At 35.1% G+C, this 19,968-nt stretch carries 17 protein-coding genes; 6 read left to right on the top strand and 11 right to left on the bottom strand.

Features of this window, described 5'->3' with window-relative positions; translation table 11 throughout:
- Nucleotides 1–53 precede the first annotated feature (53 nt).
- A complete protein-coding gene (locus tag AC4G3L_RS11090) occupies nt 54–1,814 on the bottom strand; it encodes an ABC transporter ATP-binding protein (protein ID WP_491077013.1) in 1,761 nt (586 codons plus the stop codon).
- Nucleotides 1,815–2,341: 527 nt separating this feature from the next.
- Here AC4G3L_RS11090 and AC4G3L_RS11085 point away from each other — a divergent pair.
- The 3 genes from AC4G3L_RS11085 (at nt 2,342) to AC4G3L_RS11075 (ending at nt 7,141) form a co-directional block, all read left to right on the top strand.
- A complete protein-coding gene (locus AC4G3L_RS11085; RefSeq protein WP_491077012.1) occupies nt 2,342–4,072 on the top strand; it encodes an ABC transporter ATP-binding protein in 1,731 nt (576 codons plus the stop codon).
- Nucleotides 4,069–5,925, top strand: a complete 1,857-nt coding sequence (locus tag AC4G3L_RS11080) for an ABC transporter ATP-binding protein (RefSeq protein WP_491077011.1) — start codon at nt 4,069–4,071, stop codon at nt 5,923–5,925. Before AC4G3L_RS11085 ends, AC4G3L_RS11080 begins: the two co-directional genes overlap by 4 nt.
- A 532-nt stretch (nt 5,926–6,457) precedes the next feature.
- The gene (locus AC4G3L_RS11075; protein ID WP_491077010.1) at nt 6,458–7,141 is read left to right on the top strand and encodes a Na-translocating system protein MpsC family protein; all 684 of its coding nucleotides are present in this window, start codon (nt 6,458–6,460) and stop codon (nt 7,139–7,141) included.
- A 1,549-nt stretch (nt 7,142–8,690) separates the two neighbouring features.
- On the opposite strand, the gene AC4G3L_RS11070 is transcribed toward AC4G3L_RS11075, so the two are convergent.
- From AC4G3L_RS11070 to AC4G3L_RS11060, 3 genes are all read right to left on the bottom strand, one after another.
- Nucleotides 8,691–9,221, bottom strand: a complete 531-nt coding sequence (locus tag AC4G3L_RS11070) for an NADPH-dependent FMN reductase (RefSeq protein ID WP_491077009.1) — start codon at nt 9,219–9,221, stop codon at nt 8,691–8,693.
- A 398-nt stretch (nt 9,222–9,619) separates the two neighbouring features.
- Nucleotides 9,620–9,982: a GNAT family N-acetyltransferase gene (locus AC4G3L_RS11065; RefSeq protein WP_491077008.1), complete on the bottom strand. Its 363-nt coding sequence runs from the start codon at nt 9,980–9,982 to the stop codon at nt 9,620–9,622.
- Nucleotides 9,983–10,455: 473 nt separating this feature from the next.
- On the bottom strand, nt 10,456–11,343 hold the full coding sequence (locus AC4G3L_RS11060; protein WP_491077007.1) for an alpha/beta hydrolase: 888 nt from the start codon (nt 11,341–11,343) through the stop codon (nt 10,456–10,458).
- 144 nt (nt 11,344–11,487) lie between these two features.
- On the opposite strand from AC4G3L_RS11060, the gene hemH reads away from it, so the two are divergent.
- Nucleotides 11,488–12,480, top strand: a complete 993-nt coding sequence (gene hemH / locus AC4G3L_RS11055; RefSeq protein WP_491077006.1) for a ferrochelatase — start codon at nt 11,488–11,490, stop codon at nt 12,478–12,480.
- Between the two features lie 373 nt (nt 12,481–12,853).
- On the opposite strand, the gene AC4G3L_RS11050 is transcribed toward hemH, so the two are convergent.
- The 3 genes from AC4G3L_RS11050 to AC4G3L_RS11040 all read right to left on the bottom strand — a co-directional run bounded on the left by AC4G3L_RS11050 (nt 12,854) and on the right by AC4G3L_RS11040 (nt 14,922).
- The gene (locus tag AC4G3L_RS11050) at nt 12,854–13,309 is read right to left on the bottom strand and encodes a threonine/serine exporter family protein (protein WP_491077005.1); all 456 of its coding nucleotides are present in this window, start codon (nt 13,307–13,309) and stop codon (nt 12,854–12,856) included.
- Between the two features lie 12 nt (nt 13,310–13,321).
- The gene (locus AC4G3L_RS11045) at nt 13,322–14,083 is read right to left on the bottom strand and encodes a threonine/serine exporter family protein (protein WP_491077004.1); all 762 of its coding nucleotides are present in this window, start codon (nt 14,081–14,083) and stop codon (nt 13,322–13,324) included.
- 524 nt (nt 14,084–14,607) lie between these two features.
- Nucleotides 14,608–14,922 (bottom strand): thioredoxin family protein, encoded by a 315-nt coding sequence (locus tag AC4G3L_RS11040; protein ID WP_491077003.1) that lies wholly within the window; start codon nt 14,920–14,922, stop codon nt 14,608–14,610.
- Between the two features lie 169 nt (nt 14,923–15,091).
- Here AC4G3L_RS11040 and AC4G3L_RS11035 point away from each other — a divergent pair, with 169 nt between their 5' ends.
- On the top strand, nt 15,092–15,271 hold the full coding sequence (locus AC4G3L_RS11035) for a hypothetical protein (RefSeq protein ID WP_491077002.1): 180 nt from the start codon (nt 15,092–15,094) through the stop codon (nt 15,269–15,271).
- 83 nt (nt 15,272–15,354) lie between these two features.
- Here AC4G3L_RS11035 and AC4G3L_RS11030 read toward each other — a convergent pair whose 3' ends face one another.
- Nucleotides 15,355–15,525: a hypothetical protein gene (locus AC4G3L_RS11030; RefSeq protein ID WP_491077001.1), complete on the bottom strand. Its 171-nt coding sequence runs from the start codon at nt 15,523–15,525 to the stop codon at nt 15,355–15,357.
- A 437-nt stretch (nt 15,526–15,962) separates the two neighbouring features.
- Between AC4G3L_RS11030 and yfkAB the strand changes: the two genes are divergently transcribed.
- Nucleotides 15,963–17,090, top strand: a complete 1,128-nt coding sequence (gene yfkAB, locus AC4G3L_RS11025; RefSeq protein WP_491077000.1) for a radical SAM/CxCxxxxC motif protein YfkAB — start codon at nt 15,963–15,965, stop codon at nt 17,088–17,090.
- Nucleotides 17,091–17,417: 327 nt separating this feature from the next.
- On the opposite strand, the gene AC4G3L_RS11020 is transcribed toward yfkAB, so the two are convergent.
- The 3 genes from AC4G3L_RS11020 to AC4G3L_RS11010 all read right to left on the bottom strand — a co-directional run bounded on the left by AC4G3L_RS11020 (nt 17,418) and on the right by AC4G3L_RS11010 (nt 19,634).
- Nucleotides 17,418–17,978: a transglycosylase SLT domain-containing protein gene (locus AC4G3L_RS11020; RefSeq protein WP_491076999.1), complete on the bottom strand. Its 561-nt coding sequence runs from the start codon at nt 17,976–17,978 to the stop codon at nt 17,418–17,420.
- Between the two features lie 675 nt (nt 17,979–18,653).
- Nucleotides 18,654–19,139, bottom strand: coding sequence for a DinB family protein (locus tag AC4G3L_RS11015; protein ID WP_491076998.1), 486 nt, complete (start codon nt 19,137–19,139; stop codon nt 18,654–18,656).
- Nucleotides 19,140–19,343: 204 nt separating this feature from the next.
- Complete coding sequence (locus AC4G3L_RS11010) at nt 19,344–19,634, bottom strand: hypothetical protein (RefSeq protein WP_491076997.1); 291 nt, start codon at nt 19,632–19,634, stop codon at nt 19,344–19,346.
- Nucleotides 19,635–19,968: the final 334 nt, after the last annotated feature.

The following is a 19,968-nucleotide window of genomic DNA, read 5'->3' as shown; positions in this document are numbered from 1 at the left end:
TATTATATTGTATTCATTAAGATTTAAACAAAATCAATATAACCACACTCTTATTACGCCTTCTCTTTTAAATCCTCATTTATTTTTAATTGCTGTGTCGCAAATTTTTGATAGAGCTTGTGAGTTTGCATTAATTCTTCATGTGTACCCCTACCTGTAATTGCACCTTTTTCTATAAATAGCAATTGATCAGCATCGACAACGGTTGATAAACGATGGGCAATAACGATTGTCGTCCTTCCCACCATTAGTTTATTTAAGGCAGCCTGCACAGTTTGTTCGGACTCGCTGTCTAAACTTGATGTAGCTTCATCCAGCATTAAAATACTCGGATTCCTCAATAACGCTCTTGCAATCGCAATTCGTTGACGCTGTCCTCCTGACAGCTTTAACCCGCGCTCACCTACTTCTGTTTGAAATCCTTCTGGCAATTGGTGTATAAATTCAAGTGCATGAGCCATTTTCGCTGCATTTTCCAGTTCAAGATCGGTCACTTCCCGTTCCAATCCGTAGCATATATTATCCCGTATAGTACCGGCCAATAGCGGACTCTCCTGAGAGACATACCCGATATGGTTTCTCCAAGATTGCAAAGTGTATTGATTGATTGGTATTCCACCAATCAGGATGATCCCCTCGCTTGGTTCATAGAAGCGTTCCAATAATTTGAATAAAGTGGTTTTGCCTCCGCCGCTTGGCCCAACAATTGCTGTTACCTTTCCCGCTTCGATTGTTGCATTTAAATGATGAAGGATTAAAGAATCTCCCGAATATCCAAATGATAAATCTTTCAAAATAATGTCATCATTTGCTTTTACTAATTCTTTTCCACTAAATAATTCTTCTTCTTTTTCACTTAAAATTTCAATTATCCTCATGGTTGCTCCCATCGAACGCTGCAGCTGAGTAAAAAAAGTAGTAATTTGCCCCATTGGCATAATTATTTGAAAAATATACAGAATAAAAGCCACAAGTGAACCAGCGGTTATTATCCCGCTCGCCACCTGCATTCCTCCATATCCAATAATCCCGACTAGAGCAGCCATTAGAACCAATGTAATAACCGGAGAAACAAGAGATTGAGTTTTTGCTTCTTTTAACCCCAATTGGAATAGCCTATTCACACCTGCCAATCCTCTATTGTATTCAATTTCTTCTGCATTAGAAGCCTTTACCAGACGAATTTCAGGTAATACCTGATTTAATATGCCGGTAAATTTCCCAGTCTCCGCTTGTGTCTCCCTCGATATATTGAGCATAATTCGGCCAATTGGAATCAAGATCATAGCCGCAATAGGGAATACAATAAAAATTAACAGGGTTAATTTCCAGTTCATGATAAACAATATGGTTATGGATCCAATGACTGAAATCATTCCAGTAATTGCCCCTACTAAATGAGTGGTGATTAATTCCTTCACAACCATTGTGTCATTCGTCAATCTGCTGATCATTTCCCCTGAACCATACCTATCTGAATAAGATACAGGGAGCTTAATCAGCTTTTTCCATAATAAATCACGAAGACCTGCAATGATTTTCTGGCCATTATAACCAAGGGCATAAGTAGCGTAAGCACTTAATGCTGCCTGAGTGATAAAAACGAATACAATGATAAATATTTGATTTTTGGATAGTGAGGACATGCTGAAACCATCTACTAATTCCTTTGTTAACAAAGGAATTAACAATCCTATCAGGGTAGTCACTATACTAAGACCTAGCGCAAAACCCAGTCTTCCATACGAAGGGTTAGTAGCATGCAATAACCGAAAAAAACGTTTATAACTCCCCTTCTGTTTTCTTTCTTTCATAAGCTTGCTTCCTCCTAAGCTTGACTTTCATATTTAACGTTACCGAAGAATCTCTATAAAGACAAATTATTCTTAGGTGGAAATTTCAAATTTATAATAAGTCCAAAATCGCTTCTGATTCATTATACATTTACAGATACATAAATTTCCATTATTGTTCCGATTTTCTTCCTAGTCAAGCTAATATAGGCAGTACCCTTCTATCGTTGTCATATTTTACACATTTTGAATCTGAATAGGTATATTGACTTGCATATATTATATAAATATAATTTATTTGCTTTTATTGGGTTTCTTAACTAGTAGGCACACTTTCGTTTTAGAGGTAAGGGTAAGACATCAAACAAAGATCACCCGCAGAATCGATGTGCATGGTCATCGCGATAAAAAAAGGCAGGCGAATCTATAGCGAGTTCAACACTTGTTCCTCTATATCAAACTTTTACTCAGCTCGAGGGATACATAGGATTGGTTGATAGCCAGAAACTTACTTTCATGAAAATCAGAATTAAGGAGATGTAAAATCTTTGAGGAAATTACTTCGCTATTTAGCACCGTATAAAATACTGATTATTTTTATATTCGCATTAGTATTTATACAGGCATTATCAGAATTATTTTTACCAACATTGATGTCTGACATCATCGATAAAGGTGTTATTAATCAGAACATACCATACATATGGAAAATTGGCGGATTTATGCTTTTGGTTGCCGCTATAGGTACTCTTTGCTCTGTGACAGCAAGTTACTTCAGTGCAAAAGTATCCATGTCTTTCGGCAAAAATCTCCGTTCCAAAGTATTCTCCCATGTAGAGAATTTTTCATTACATGAATTTGGACAAGTCGGTACTGCTTCGTTAATTACAAGAACAACCAATGATATAACACAGGTTCAGGTAGTACTGAATATGATTCTGAGAATGATGATTATGGCCCCCTTAATGGCTATCGGTGGCATTATAATGGCCTTTTCGAAGGATCCCGAACTATCCTGGGTTATCATTCTTGCGATTCCCATTCTTGTCGGAGTTATTCTATTTGTCATCTGGAAAGGGGTTCCTCTTTTTAAGCAGGTTCAGATCCGATTGGATGGAGTAAATCGTGTTCTTCGTGAGAATCTAACAGGTGTCCGAGTTATTCGTTCATTTAATCGCATAAATTTTGAAAAGAACCGATTTAAAAAGGCTAATTCCTCATTAAGAGATACTACTATAAAGGTTAATAAATTAATGGCTACTCTTATGCCGTTTATGATGCTGATTATGAACTATACGACTATTGCGATTGTTTGGTTCGGTGCAATCCGTATCGATCATGGAGATATGCAAGTTGGAGACTTAATGGCTTTTATGCAATATGCCATGCAGATTATGTTTTCAATGGTTATGCTTTCTATGATGTTTGTCATGATTCCTCGTGCTTCCGCTTCTGCCGCACGTATTAATGAAGTTTTGTCTATAAAGCCAACAATTAAGGATCGACCAACTAAAGATACAGTAAACCTAAACAAAACAGGTTACCTTGAATTTAAAGATGTTACATTCAGCTATCCCGGTGCAGAAGAACCTGCTCTTAAAGATCTTTCATTCAGCGCAGGTCCAGGAGAAGTCACAGCTATTATTGGTGGAACAGGTTCCGGTAAATCCTCATTACTAAAACTAATTCCGCGTTTTTATGAGCCGACTGAAGGAAGTATATCCCTGAATGGAGTCAATGTTAAAGAGTACAAATTAGATGAGCTTCGTAACCGAATTGGACTTGTGCCTCAAAAAGCCGTTTTATTCACCGGTACTGTAAAAGAAAACATTCTTTATGGGAATGAAAATGCCAATGATGAAGAAATTATCCATGCTGCAAAAATCGCCCAGGCCTATGATTTTGTATCCAATATGAAGGAAGGATTTGACTCTCCTATCGCCCAGGGCGGTACCAATATTTCAGGAGGACAAAAACAACGCCTATCGATTGCAAGAGCTTTGGTTCGAAAACCAGAAATCTATATGTTTGATGACAGTTTTTCTGCACTTGATTTCAAAACGGACGCTAAGCTGCGTAAAGCGCTGAAAAGCGAAACTGCAGAAGGGACAGTTTTATTGGTTGCCCAGCGCGTATCAACGGTTATGGATGCCGATCGCATTATTGTTTTAGATGAAGGGCAAGTTATGGGAATTGGAACACATGAAGATTTATTAAAAACGTGTGAAACCTATCAAGAAATAGTTAAGTCACAGCTTTCTGAGGAGGAGATTGCATGAGCAAAATGACAAGAAGACAATCGAATCCAGGATTTGGTCCTCCTGGCGGCCCTGGAGCACCAATCCAAAAAGCAAAAGACTTTAAGGGAACGTTAAAACGTTTAATTCGTTATGTAGCACCTTATAAATATCGACTTTTAACTGTCTTACTGGCCGCTATACTCAGTACAGTTTTCACTATTTTCGGTCCAAAAGTACTAGGAAAAGCAACTACCAAAATATTCGAAGGTATTATGGCAAAGATGTCAGGTATTCCAGGTGCCGGGATAGACTTTGAATATATTGTACGAATTCTTTTTATACTTGGAGGCCTATATTTATTCAGCTCACTCTTTGCCTTTATTCAGCAATTCATTATGGCAAGCGTTGCTCAGAATACAGTATTTACATTAAGGGAAGAAGCGGAAACAAAGGTATCCAGGCTCCCTTTAAAGTATTTTGATGGTACAACAACAGGAGAAACATTAAGTCGAATTGTAAATGATATTGACAATATAAGTACTACCTTACAGCAAAGCTTAACACAGATTATTACAAGTGTAGTGACAATTATTGGTGTCATCATTATGATGCTTTCAATCAGTCCAATTATGACGGGTATTCTCTTATTAACATTACCTTTAAGTGGATTCATCGCTGTATTTGTAGCCAAAAAATCTCAAACCTATTTTGCAGGGCAACAAAAATCACTTGGACATTTAAGCGGGCATGTAGAAGAAATTTATACTGGTCATGAAGTGGTAAAAGCCTTTGGTCAAGAGGAAAAGGCTAAAGAGGAATTTGAAGCAATTAATGAAACGCTGTACGAATCTTCCTGGAAAGCACAGTTCATATCAGGTGTTATCATGCCACTTATGCAGTTTGTCGGCAATATTGGCTATGTGCTCATATGCGTAGTTGGCGGTATTTTCGTTGCAAATGGCAGAATAACAGTTGGTGATATACAAGCATTTATACAATATGCACGCCAATTTACACAACCGATTACACAAACAGCGAATATAGCAAACATCATTCAATCCACCATTGCTTCGGCAGAACGTGTTTTTGAATTGCTCGATGAAGAAGAAGAAGTAGCAGAAATTGAGAATCCAAAAGTGATTTCCTCCCCAGAAGGTCATGTCGTTTTCGATCATGTTGCATTTGGGTATAAGCAGGATCAGCTATTGATCAAAGACATGAATCTTGATGTCAAACCAGGTCAAAAAGTAGCCATTGTTGGGCCAACCGGTGCTGGGAAAACGACATTAATAAACCTATTGATGCGTTTTTATGAATTGAATGGCGGGAGCATCTTAATTGATGGCATCGATATTAAAGAAATGAAACGAGGAGATTTGCACAGTTTATTCGGTATGGTTCTTCAGGATACATGGCTCTTTAATGGTACGATAGCCGATAATATTGGCTATGGACGAGAAAATGCCTCCCGTGAAGAAATAATTGAAGCAGCCATAGCAGCTCATGCCGATCATTTTATCCGAACATTACCTGAAGGATATGAAACTGAGTTAAACGAAGAGGCTTCCAATATTTCACAAGGTCAAAAGCAATTACTAACGATTGCCCGTGCCATTTTAGCAAACCCATCTATTTTAATATTGGATGAAGCAACAAGCAGTGTCGATACACGTACCGAAATCTATATTCAGAAAGCGATGAATCGTTTAATGGAAAACCGTACGAGCTTCGTAATTGCACATCGCCTTTCCACTATTAAAGATGCAGATTTAATTTTGGTTATGAATAAAGGTACCGTTATTGAACAAGGTACCCATGACGAGTTACTGAAACAAAATGGTTTCTACGCGGACCTTTATAACAGCCAATTTTCAGATCAAGAAGCTATATAAACAGAAGCTGCCGAGAAGATTAGATATTTCCTCGGCAGCTTTGTTAAAAAATTCCCAATAACTAGGAGTTTTCGTATCTGTGGAATCTATTGTATAAGTCAAATATGTCTGCATAGCTTTTAACAGCATAAAGGCGATGAAGAAATATGTGAACTCTAGTAGCCTGACCATTTAAGACTCCCTTCTCTGATAAATAGATCCAGATATTCTCTTATAGTTACTATACTAATTCCGTATAAAATCCTCGTCTATGTATGACCTCTAGAAATGTTATAATGTATAATTTGGTTCAAAATAATCAGTCCGTAGTTCATTTTTGTTTAAGTAATAAAGTGATAAACAAAAAATTCCTTTATACCCATAATCCATCCCTATTGCTTCCATCTCTATCTCAAGTATACTAAATCTTTGTAATAAAGGTGTTCTTAGTTACATAAGCATATTTACACATGAGTTTAGTCTATATCTGATGTTTTAAAAGGACAACTTAAGGATAAATGATAAGAAAGTCGTAAATTCCGAGGTGTATGATTTGGAGAAAACAATTACCGAGAAAGATATTAGCAGTTATATAGGACGTGTACTAAGAGAAACCTTCGGACGAGGTCCCAGCCACGTCATTTGTACGATTTCCTCGCCTTATCTGGCCGTGCATCTTGCCAATTTCCTTTCCCCAATGGAGAAATCCTTATTAGCCAATCAGGATGGTGCAGTTTACGTTCAGAAGAACCGAGATCTTCTAATGGAAACCATAATCAAAGACATTACCTCTTACATCGAAGCAACATTAGGAACTGAAGTAGATGAATTCTTTTATGATTGGAATTTGCCTTCTTCGACAGGCATGTTTATTATTACCCTGTCAAGAACAGCAACCAGTTTCAGTGACTATGGAAATAGAGAGATAGTCGAGCAGGAATTAGCCAAAGTAAGCAAGCTCGCTCAAAAGGTACCAGAAGATACCTATTCAACAATGTTGAATAAGCGGCAGCTGATGCTTGTTCGAGAAGGTATATTGGTACCAATTGAAAAGGAACTCATTAAGTTTGGCTTTAAAGAGCAGTTGATGATTGCTAAGCGAGACTTGGAGAAAAGCCTAATAAAAGAGCATAAAAGCACATTCGAGAAATATTTAAACTGTAAAATATATGAAGAATTCACCTTTTGGAATTTCGAAAAAGATAAGAGCTATATTATTTTTATCTTGCTAAATTAATTTTTTGATTGACAATACATACTATATATGATAAAATATTATTCAAATTTAAAATTAATTTTAACCTGATAGCAATGAGTGGGCATGGTACCATACATAAGTCAGAAAAGGAATGATACACTTGTCCTTTTCTGACTTTTTTTATGGGAAAATCATCAAAGGGAGATGGATACTTATAGATATGGAAGATTACATACAAATAAAAAATAAACTGCTAGACAAGATTGATTCATTTAAGAAACAAAACTTAGCGAGCAACAAGGTCCTAATTAAACGGATGGAAATTGAGCCTTATATCGAAAATGTTGCAAACTCTTTGTCAATTGATTATAAAAAAGATTTTTATCCAACAAATACGATTTATCATTTTAGTTTTAATGAGCAACAATTACAAATGAAAATTTTGTTTCGCTACGGGACATATTATACACGGCACCAAATTATAGACCGATATGAATAGCTGATTGGCTGCTATTTGTATTGAGACAAATTCTTTTGATTTATAGATTGTCTATCTAACCATATAAGCAGCCGCCTCTTGAAATTCTTTAGCTATACCTTTCCTCTCTTTGTAAAACCCTACCCTACACCCCTCTCATATTCCTTTGCAACAATCATTCCAGGCTAAATAGGTCCGCTGTCGTCTTTAAACATTAAAAATGACTTGTCTGGAAAAAGTTAAGTCGACTCTTACAGGAATTGAAACACAGTCAATTTAAGGAGTATATGCCGGGAAACACCATCCAGCATATACTCCCTCCCTATTCAATTGATCCTTAACTCTGTCTGTCCTATAAATAAATACGGGAATGCCACAATCAAACAGAAGATTAAAGGGCAGCGCGTGACTTCATGCCGCCCCTCTTCATAATTATTAGGCAACTATTCTTAATGTCCATACCGCTATTATCTATATATTATGCTTATATCCCCAAGTTCAATGATAACTCTTATCAAATTCCGTTTATAGTCGCTCTTTTTAAATTAACAAACTATTTTGAATATGGAAAAATTTAAGGAATGAATTTACTGAATCTTTTTGCTATTATAGGAATATAACATCACGAGTGAAGAAGGTGCTATAGTGTGTGCTCAGGAAAAATATAATGACTTATTGAATGAGTTAAGAAAAAATTACCAAATGTACTATGATAATAAGACCATATCACACAAAGATTTTTATAGACGCCGCGTAAATTTAATTATGAAACTTCGGACATTGGATATCAATCAAGAAAAACCCTCAATAAAAAACCTATCGACTTATTCATATCCTTATGATAATTAAAATTAATTTCAATCAAACCTGACCTAATAAGAGATTGGACAGTTAGTTACTTTATCAATCTCTTATTTTTTATTCCTTATTTATACCTAAAAACCTCATTTTTGAATTTTTAAGTCTTCAACTTTTACTACCAAACTACAGCTCGGTATTTTTTTAAATACTTAATATTGAGATGATGATTTCATTTCTGATTTCCTGGTTATGAGGAACCTGCAATTAGTAAAAAGATACTAAAGCGAAAACAATCAATAAGCATAATTATCAATGAATTTTTTTCAAATCAATGACTTCCTGTGCTAAAGCTAGAATTCTATTGCTCTCCTCTTTATTTACAATTTTATTGCCGGGGCCAAAGCAACTCGTATGTAGAAATACATTATTAAATGGGATAATCGCTTTGAAGTAGGATAAGATGGGCTTTAATTGATATTCTGTTACCAAAAAGTGTTTATCTGAGCCTCCATTTGTCACGACTCCAACCACTTTTCCTTTAAAACAATCAGGAGCTAAATGATCAAATAGATTTTTTAATACACCTGGTATCGAAGCCTGATATATAGGTGTACCAATGATAATAATATCCGCATATTTCAGTTTATTCACTACAGTTTGCGTATCTTGATTATAGGATGTTAAAGGAATCCCTCTTACGAACTCTACATTATATTTTCTTAAATCTATTAATTCTATATTTAATTGTTTATCGATATTCTTAATGGCAGCCAAAACCTCTTCCACAGATTTCGGTGTTTTTTCACCAATTATGGAACCAGAAAGTCCAATTATTTTCATTATCTATTCACCCCCCACTATTTGTATAACCATTTTCTGCTCACCATACTTTTAAAATTCTTTTTCTTAAATTGACTATCGATTGTTTCTTTTTTCTTAGGAGGATTTCTACATGAAGATAGTTGCTAACAATAAAATGATGGAAAAAGGTAAAATAGCTTTATCTGGGAAAATTTCATCCAATACTATTATTAAGTCCATTTATTAACGCTATGGCAAATGGAATATATTCTAGGAAATGATGATTGGTGACATAGATACTTTTGTTTTTATTATTCTATATCAAAACTAACTCGTTTTATCCGTTAGAATGGCCAGTTCATCAATTTTCCAGTAAACAAAAAAAGACCTTACTATTTCAAATAAGGCGAAAAAAAGATTCTCGAAAGTGTATGAAACTATTTTAAAACATCCTGGTATTCCTCCCCATTTTCAAGAATCTTTTTAGCAAAGGGGCATATAGGCCTTATATATTTATTTTCTTTTCTCGCATGCCCAACAACCCGGTTTACTAACGCCTTTCCATATCCTTTGCCCCGACAGCAATCTGCAACTAATGTATGGTTAATGATAATGACATCTTGTGCAGTTTCCTCTTTTTCCTTGGCAACAAATTCAATTTGAGCAACAATATTTCCGCCAACTGCAATATAAAAATCATCTATAAAGTTGGACATGCTACAATCGCCCTCCCATCTATCATTATTTCGAATCCGGAAAAAACAATAAATATAGCTGTTTGACTGTTGATAAATAACCATATTCAGGAAGGAACCAAAATAGTGTTAACAGAAGTTCAGTAAAAGATTACATAAGAGATTTTTAATCACCAATCATAACCAATCAATTATCGCCTTGTATTCATTCATCGACAATCACCCTGATTTCTGATTAAGTTTTCTGACTCACTATTAGTATATGAACATTACTAATCTTTTATTTCTAAAGAAATTATTATTTTAATATATTTACTTTTTATAAGTGACAATGGATAGTCGGTATAACCAGGTCTTTGACATACTAATTAGTACAATAATAAATAGTATAATCAGTCATTTGAATAGTGGGTCCTATCTCTTTTAATCACTTCCCCTATTCTGCTAACCTGCTAGATTATGTGCATTAATCTACCCAATAAGAAACAGTCCAATTCTAAGCGAATTGGACTGACACGTACTGTACGATTTCAATTTCTGGACCTTTGATGGTTGAATTCAAAAAATTCGATCTAAAATCAAGAATAAAAAACCTTCTTCAATTCATCACTTATTAATTGCCACGCCTCTTCAGCTTGTTCCAAATCACCTGAATGTGTAAAGGCATGAGCTGCTTCTAAAAATTTCTTTTTTACAACCGGAACCCCTGCTTCTTCTAGCTGACTTGCATAATAATCTGCTTCATCTGCAAGTGAATCGAATTCAGCCGTAATAATCAAGGCGGGTGGCAAATCTTCCATATCCTCCGCATAGATAGGAGAGACTAATGGATTCTCGGCGTCCTTCATTGATTTTAAATAGGATTCATTAAATAACTTAGCCAGTCTTGGTGGTATAGCCTTTTGGTGCTTTAATTTCAAATCTGGGTCAGTGGCAAGGTCAAGCGGGGGATAATCCAGAATTTGTTTTACCAGAGGAATTTGCTCCCGCTCTTTATTCAACAAACATAGAGCAGCAGCCAAATTACCACCTGCACTATGACCACCAACTGCAATTCGCTTATTATCTATCTGAAGCACATTAGGATTTTCATAAAGCCATTTCACAATATCATAGCATTCATATAAAGCAGTCGGAAATTTGTGTTCTGGTGCCAGACGATAATCGATATTTACGACGATACATCTAGCTCGCTCTGCAAGCACAGGACACCAAGCATCATCCAATTCAGCACTTCCCATAACAAAACCACCGCCGTGCATATTCACAAAGACTGGTAATGGCTCCCACCCCTGATTTTTTGGCCGATACGTAAGGACGCGAGTATTGCCAAAACTCGTTTCAATTAACCGCTCCTCCCTTTCAACTTCAGGTTTGATCCTAGGTTTCAAAGAGGAGGCCTGTATCATTTTACGTTCCATCATACGGATGGTTTTTACGAGGATTTTTTGATTAAAAACAAGCAATGTACACACCCCTTTATTCAAAAGACTGCAAACCAATTATAAAATAATTAAACTGTTCCTGATTGTACATAAAGTTTTTGTACAATAAAGTATATATATATTAAAATAATTATGACAATAACATATTAGGACAGGAGAATAGTTATGGAAAAGACGGCGATTCTTTTAGTTAACTTAGGTACACCAGATCAACCAACAACGACTTCTGTACGCTCCTATTTAAAAGAATTCTTGAGCGACAAAAGGGTAATTGATATACCTAAATGGAAATGGATGCCCGTCCTGCATGGAATCATCCTTAGAACTCGTCCACCAAAAACTGCAACACTCTATCAATCCATATGGACAGAAGAGGGTTCACCTTTATTAACGATTTCAATTAAACAAAAAAAAGAATTGGAAAAATATTTTTCTCATTCTAATATTAGAGTGTCACTCGCTATGAATTATGGGCAACCATCTTTAGACGATGAATTAGAAAAGCTGCATAATTGGGGTATGCGACGATTAATAGTATTACCTTTATTTCCGCAATACTCATCCACTACTACAGCTTCTATTTGGGATCATTTGAACCATATATTATCCACTTGGAGAGATATCCCGGAAGTTATTTTCGTACGTGACTTTCCAGATCATCCATTATGGATCCAATTATTAAAAAGACGAATTGAGCAATGCACAAATGAGCATGGACATCCTGATGCAGTCGTTCTTTCCTACCACGGAATACCTAAAAGGTATGTATCAGAAGGTGACGATTATCCGTATCAGTGTTTAAAAACAACTCATGCATTAAAAACCGCACTACCAAATTATAACTTTATCACGAGCTATCAGTCCAAATTTGGCAAGGAACCTTGGTTAGAACCATCAACCAGTGATACATTGCGCCATCTTGCAGAAAGTGGTTACAGAAATATACAGATCCTAGCTCCAAGTTTCATAGCTGATTGTCTAGAAACATTGGAAGAACTTCAAGTTGAGAACCGTACCATTTTTATGGAAAATGGCGGTGAAAAATATCATTACATAGAAGCAGCAAATGACGACCCCTTGTTTATTAAATGCCTACTCGATATCATTAAGCCTTATCTTGATGATTATATAGATGATCAACAATCTCTAATTCTTTGAAATAAGTACCATTTATATCATATTATAAACCAATACAAATAGAATAAAACAGATTATTGCTAAAAATAACGAACCATCCTTTAACACGGTTGGTTCGTATATTTGTAAAATTGCTTAAATCAGAGAATTTTCACTCCACTTCCATATCCAGGCATAGACCATTTCCAATCTTCGCCACGGTCCGATGCCGTTTCATCTAATAAACTCTATTACCAACAACATCTTCACTTCTGCAAAAGATTGAATCATAACCGCTTCAAGTCATTTCCACTGAATCCATCTCTATTTAAATCGCATGACATCTTATTTCAATAAAATAAATAAGTTACCCTATAAAAAACAGCGCGATCATAATCGCGCTGCCACACTGTAGTTATTTAGATACTACTTTTATACTTTTTATAACATACAAACTGCTCTTAAACAGAATATCAGATATGACAAGTCCAATCGCAATGCCGACAGCACTATAGCCAACATTCAAAAATCCGATTAATGCACCATCATAGTCCTGTAAAATTAACAGGCGAAACGACTGGAAAGCTGTAATACCCGGAACAATGGGTACCAAGCCAGGAACATAAAAGACTGTTAACGGCATTTTAAAGATTCGTGCTGAAATCTGCCCTGCAAAGGCCAGTAACAATGAGCAAACCACACTGGATAGAAAAATCCCATAACCTTCCGTACTTAAAACCCAATATCCCATCCAACCGCACATTCCTACAAGCCCACCAACAGGAATAGATTTACGTGGGACATTGCAAATGACAGCGAAGGATATCGATGATAAAAAACTAAAAACCATATGAAAAAGGATTTGATTCAATTTACCCTACTCCTAATTGATAAATAAATAATAGACAGTAGCAACTCCCGTGCCAATCGCCCCGGCAATGAATACTGCCTCCACTAAACGGATCGTACCGGAAAGATAGTGTTTTGCCATCATATCACGAATGGCATTAGTCATAGCAATCCCGGGTACTAACGGCGCAACGGTACCAATCATTACTGAATTTAAATGGCTCCCCACTATACTATTAATATAATAGGCAACGATACCTCCTAATAATGCTGCAAGATATTCTACTATGAATGGTGTTTTCATTAATTTAAAGCAAAATAAATACGTAATATAGCATAAAAGACCACCAATCATACTTGCAGGTAAATCAATAAATTCCCCGTTCATAATCAACATAACGCTTCCGCTCAGTACAGCTGTGCAAATAAGCTTAATCCATAAAGGGTAATCAAGTGGATCTTGATCAATAGCTTTTAGTTCCGAAAGTACTTCTTCGGTTGTCAAACGTCCCTCAGAATACATCCTGGAAATTTGATTGACCATCGTTACTTTTTTAAGATTATGATCCCGGTTATCAACTCTTACAAAGTTTGTATTATCTAATCCAATATTCACAAAAATTCCATTAACCGTTACATATGTAAATGGTGTTGTACCATGCTTTATTCCCAGTGAAGTACTAATCATTCTTTCCATCGTTTCCTCTACCCGACCGGTTTCCGCTCCATTTTCAAGCATAATACGGCCCGCCAGAAGACTGGCATCAATAATAATTTTATTCTTGTCTACTGCCACTTTACTTTATTCACTCCACCCATAATATCAATCAATGCTTATATATTGTACAATAATTATTTCAAAATAGAAAATAAGATGTTTTTTATACACATGGGTAGCACAAAGTTATTTTTATAGTACTGAAAAAGCCTAACTAAAGAGGATGGGACATAACTTATAAACGATCCTGAAAAAATAAACGATATCTAATTTATCGGCTTTGTTACTTATTAAAGAGTTAAGATGGAAGAAAAGTTTGTTCCATTGCGCGCTTACTCCTTTCGCTTTCCGCGGGGAGGAAGGCTTTAGCCTCCTCGGCTACGCCTCGCTCAGTTCTCAGCCATTCCTCTAGTTCCCGCAGGAGTCGGTGGCTTCCGTTCCATTCCACTAAGTTTAATAATGGTATACAGTAGTAACCAATCTATTGAAAATAAATAAAAATCCAAACTATTAGGCGAAATATTTATTAAAATATCACCTAATAGTTCGAATTTATCATCGACTGAAATACTTATGTCCCAGCCTCGTTATAGAAATGTCGGTTAAAGAGTGTTTAAAAACTCCCTGACTTGATCCGGTGTTTTAGCATTGGCACTATGTAAATGAGCTATTTTTTCTCCTTTTTTATAAACCAACAAAGAAGGAATCCCCATAACATTTTCTTTTTCAGCCAATTCCGGAAATTCATCTTTATCAATTTTAAACCATTGTTTATCTTGATTTTCCGAGATTATTTCATCAATAAATAGATCTAGGCGCTTACAATCTGGACACCAAGTTGTTGTAAATATTTCTATTGTTAACGTATCACTCTTTATGTGTTCATTAAATTCCTTCACGGATGTAACGTGTTGCATATATTAAATCTCCTTCCATATCTCTATTAACATAATAAACAATTTTAACATTTTATACATTTTAAATGCTTATTTATATGTTGTTAAGAACAATATTTTTATCAACCTATACCTTTTTTCACATAAATTGGTACAATAGACTTATGGCTTTTTAAAAAGGAGGGATTTTATGCGGTTGCTACATTTAATGTCAAAAGAAGAAACCGAAGAGGCTATTGAGCTATTAAGATACAAGCTGAAAGTATCATTGGAGAATCATGGATTATACGATAACCGTACGACTGAACTAAATAATCAACTTACCTTGTATATCGCTCATTATCTAAAACTAACATCTACGAAAACTTAGGTTTAATTAGAATCGGCGGCTTAACTTACTGTTTCAAAAAAACAGATAAACCCTGTTTACCACCAAAGCTCATCCCCAAATCTTCATTCAACTGTGCCAACCTCTGCCAACGACGAACCTGTTGTTCTTTCCATTTCATTTAGGACTGTTATCATCTCATCTGACAATCCATTGGACCTTTTTCTTATTTCAACTCTGCCCTTTTCAGCTGGGTTGCCAAAATAAACTTTAAGTGGTGTTCCCTTGTACTCCACCGTACGGTCATGTAATTCACTGACTTGTTCCTCACTTCAGCTCCAAAGATACTAAATTAGCATAAACCCAACATCAAAATAGAAAGCAAGCCAATTTCCAGCTTCCTAATTTTACCCACTCACACATTATTATTATTAATTATTCTTTATCTTTCTTTAGATTCCTATTTTCACCATATAAAATACCTTGAACGCATAAAATATAGAGTAAATGTTCATTGTCTTTACTAATTTTCTTTTGTAGAAAACAAAAAGATATACCTGTAATAATCATCAGACCTGATTTTTTGACTGTTTCAACTACACAAACTGACGTTCTCTGTGACATTTACACTATGGCAGCATGAACTGTTATCACTCTTAACGATGAGAATGTTGACATACTATGGAAGTGATGACCATAATATGGGATATGAATTTTTATGAGGAGAAATAGGATGATCACGAAAAACACAAAAACACACCCACCAATAAGCCCGGAATATGACCCATGGGAAACCTATATGGATGTAGAGCAATATGGAAAGCTAACCCTTTCTAATATTGAGTTCACTACTACAACCCTTTGTAATATGCGTTGCGAGCATTGTGCCGTCGGCTACACCCTTCAACCGAAGGATCCGCAGGCTCTGCCTTTGGAACTATTAATTCAACGTCTGGATGAAATCCCTCATTTACGTTCCATCAGCATAACCGGTGGTGAACCTATGCTCTCCAAAAAGAGTGTCGAATATTATGTTGAACCATTATTAAAATATGCACACTCACGCGGTGTACGTACTCAAATCAATTCTAATTTAACTCTTCCTCTTGAAAGGTATGAATTAATTATTCCCTATTTGGACGTATTGCATATTTCGCATAATTGGGGAACCATCGATGATTTTATTGATGGCGGATTTGCCATGATGGAAAGAAAACCAACTCGACCACAACGCCAAGCTCTATTTGATAGAATCATTACGAATTCTCAAGCATTGACAAAAGCCGGTGTACTTGTCTCTGCTGAAACCATGTTAAATAAACGAACACTGCCCCATTTAGGAAGCATACACAAACAAATAGCGGAAGAAATGGGATGTCAAAGACACGAGATTCACCCTATGTATCCAAGTTCATTTGCATCCGCTTTAGAAACACTTTCATTAGATGAAATGAGGCAAGCAATCCACCATTTACTTGATATCCGTAATCAAGATATATGGATGCTCTTCGGAACACTGCCATTTTACCCATGCAGTCAAAATAAGGATGATCTAGAACTGTTACAAAGATTGTATTCAAGTAAGAGCGTCACTGTACGTAACGACCCTGATGGCCGATCTCGTCTAAATGTAAACATATTCAGCGGTGATGTTATCGTAACAGATTTTGACAATATCCCACCACTCGGAAATATTAAGGAACAACCATTACAAGAAGCCTATAATGCTTGGATGGAAACAAGTCTGGCTGATTCATTAAACTGTCATTGCCCATCTGTAAAATGTTTAGGTCCAAATGTATTGGTTAAAAACGCTTATTATCCAATAATGAATTTTAAATTGAATAAAACCAATTTATAAGATACATTGATTGAGGCTGTCTGGTGAGAGATGAATAGACTTACCAACCGCCTCTATTGTGTACTATTAATCTCGATTTAATTCTTCTTCCCCCTTGCAAGGTAGGATTGTTTCGTAACTCATCCAATGATACCTAGTCTTCTATAAAGTTTATGTTACTCAATCCGAAAGTTTGCCGTAGCAACATCAGCTTCCGCGTCACTACGGACCCCCTGGAATCAAGCTAACCAAACTTTCATCTTCGGGGATTGGAACTTTTACCTTAGATATTACACCCATGTCGGGCCCATAAAAAAACAGCATTCGCTAGGCGAACGCTGTTAATAATTAAAACCATTTATTTACTTTAGAAAGACATTGATTATGCTTTTTAATATAAGCTTTGGCTTTGCCGTATTTCTTAAAACCACCTTCGCCTTTATTATAGGCACTCAAGGTAGCTTCTTTCAATGCCGTACCTTTATAACCTTTTTTCTTATATTTCTTTTGTAAATCGGATAGCATATATGTACCCCAATTAATATTTACATATGGATCATAAGGTAGGTTCTTTGTTTTTGTAATTTTAGCTAAATTTTTATGGTTAACTTTATTAATTTGGAAATATCCATAATTACTTCCGCCTTTTGCTTTTACTTTCATATTGCTTTCATGCAGCATTACTGCCAGAGTTTCTCTATAATTCAAACCTCTTTGTTTAGTCATTTTATACAGATATTGTTGTTGAGCTTTTGGTAAAGGAACTTTTTTTGAATACTTAAATCCAGCTAAACTGCTACTTGCTGCTTCAGCTTTTTGACCCGGTATTGTCGTACTAGCGATTAAAGCAAAAATGAATATAAAACTGATAGCAATTTTCCCAAATAGTTTAGGTTGTAATTTAATCATATAAACTCCTTTTCATTAGCAACTTTTTGTATTAATTTTTGGTACTCTTGTACTATATCAAAACTATTAAACATAAATATATGAATTCATCAGATTATAATGCTAATGTAAACCTCTTGTATCTAAAGTAATGTTTTTGTAACAAAAGTATGCCATTCTAAATGAAAAACCCTATTAGATTGAAATTGCATGTAAAATATTCGAATAAAATTAATCATTACGCTCTTATTTACCTAGTTTAAAAGTCTTGCCTTTCAAGTGTTTGAATAACCTTCAGATATCTTAATTGAAAGAAGAGGCTATCAAATAAAAGGACATTTTATCGTAATTTTTATAGGCTGTTTAAACACGTAAAATAACTCATCATACCGTTCGGGCTATAATTGTTTACAGCAAAGCACAACAATAAAATGTATAACGAGAATAAAAATAAAAAAAAGTTGAGTGGATTCATTTCCATTCAACTTTTTTTCTATTTTTCCATTATCAAATTATTCACATTACAGGTATTATTCTGATAGACAAAAAAACAGCAAAGGGAAAGAAGTAGAGGTGATATTTTAATGAGGAAAACAAAGAATTACAGAAGAATGACTTTATTCATATCTTTTTATGTAATTAAAATGGGGTATCATTCAGCTTTCTTTTACTTGTCTTCCTTAAGGATTAAATAATTTAACTTAATACCTCTTGAATTGTAACAAGCTTTTTTAATGTAATGATATTCCCAAGATGGATACCTTCATGAAAAATAGTTCGTACAAGGACTTGTTCTACCGTATACATTCCTGCTTCCGTAACAGCAAATTCTTCTTCCAGTCTTTCACCATATAAATCTCGGATCATAAAAGGCTGTACAGCGAGCAGACGTTTTACATAATCTAAAGATGGGATTGGGATTCCTTCTGCCCAATCTTCAGGACTAGTACCATATCCAAACCATTCTTTGAAATGTTCGGGTATCATAATGGGCTCTTTCGTTAATTGTTGGATCCATTGATATTGTTCCAAATATATATGACCTAGATTCCACCGTATATTATTCCTAAATCCCTCAGGTATAATATCCGCTTCCTCTTCGTTAATGGTTTCTACTTCTACCAACAATTCATGTCTAAAATCAGTCAATTGATTGAGTAGTACTTCATGCCTTTTTAACATCCTTATCCCTCCTTAATATGGTCTAATCATTTAATTCGGGTATTTCAAGTAATTTTCCTTCCTACTTTGTGACCATTTGTGAGGCTTACTTTTACTTGATCCTTTTAATTTATAGTCATCGACTATATATGTACTTCTTTTTCTGTTAAAAAAGGAAACTCATTAAATTAAAAAAACATCCAATTAGGGAATGGATGTCTCAAATCAGGATGATTTTAGGGCCTTGAGTATAGTAAGCTGCAGGGATTCTTCATTTGTTACTTTCTTACGTTCTTCTATCTTATACTTCATTCCATCAATTAAAAAAAGACCATTGCCAGAATATAAAACCTCTTTCCCCTGTTTCTCCAGCTCATATTTAATAGCCATTACATATTCATTTGCATTTGAATATCTTTCATTCATTCTAAGGATAATTGTAGAGTTCTGACCCTGCTTAAATTTTACAAAAAATAAAAAACCAAAACTCACAAAAAATAGAGCTAATATAAACACCACACAAATCACCACTATTTCCATATATTAACTATATTTTATATCAAAAAAACCAAATATTCTACAGGTTTTAATGATTTTCTTCTATCATATCTCTTCTCTTTATTTGATCTGGCAACTACTATTCATTCTTGATTGTGAATAGTAGGTTCTATTGATATCCCTTCCTTCTATACGGTAAAAATAAGAATGTCTAACTAATATGTGTTTAAAAACGGGTTTTCTCCACTCATGAATTCCATTTTTTCAAATTTTGATCAAGTATCACTAATTCATCAACACCTTTTAAATACAGGGGAATTTTTAATATTCAAGTACATCTTTATCATTCTTC

It is taken from the genome of Bacillus sp. z33, from assembly GCF_058313615.1.
The sequence above is the reverse complement of the archived record's forward strand: the minus strand, read 5'-3'. Positions and strand labels throughout refer to the sequence as shown.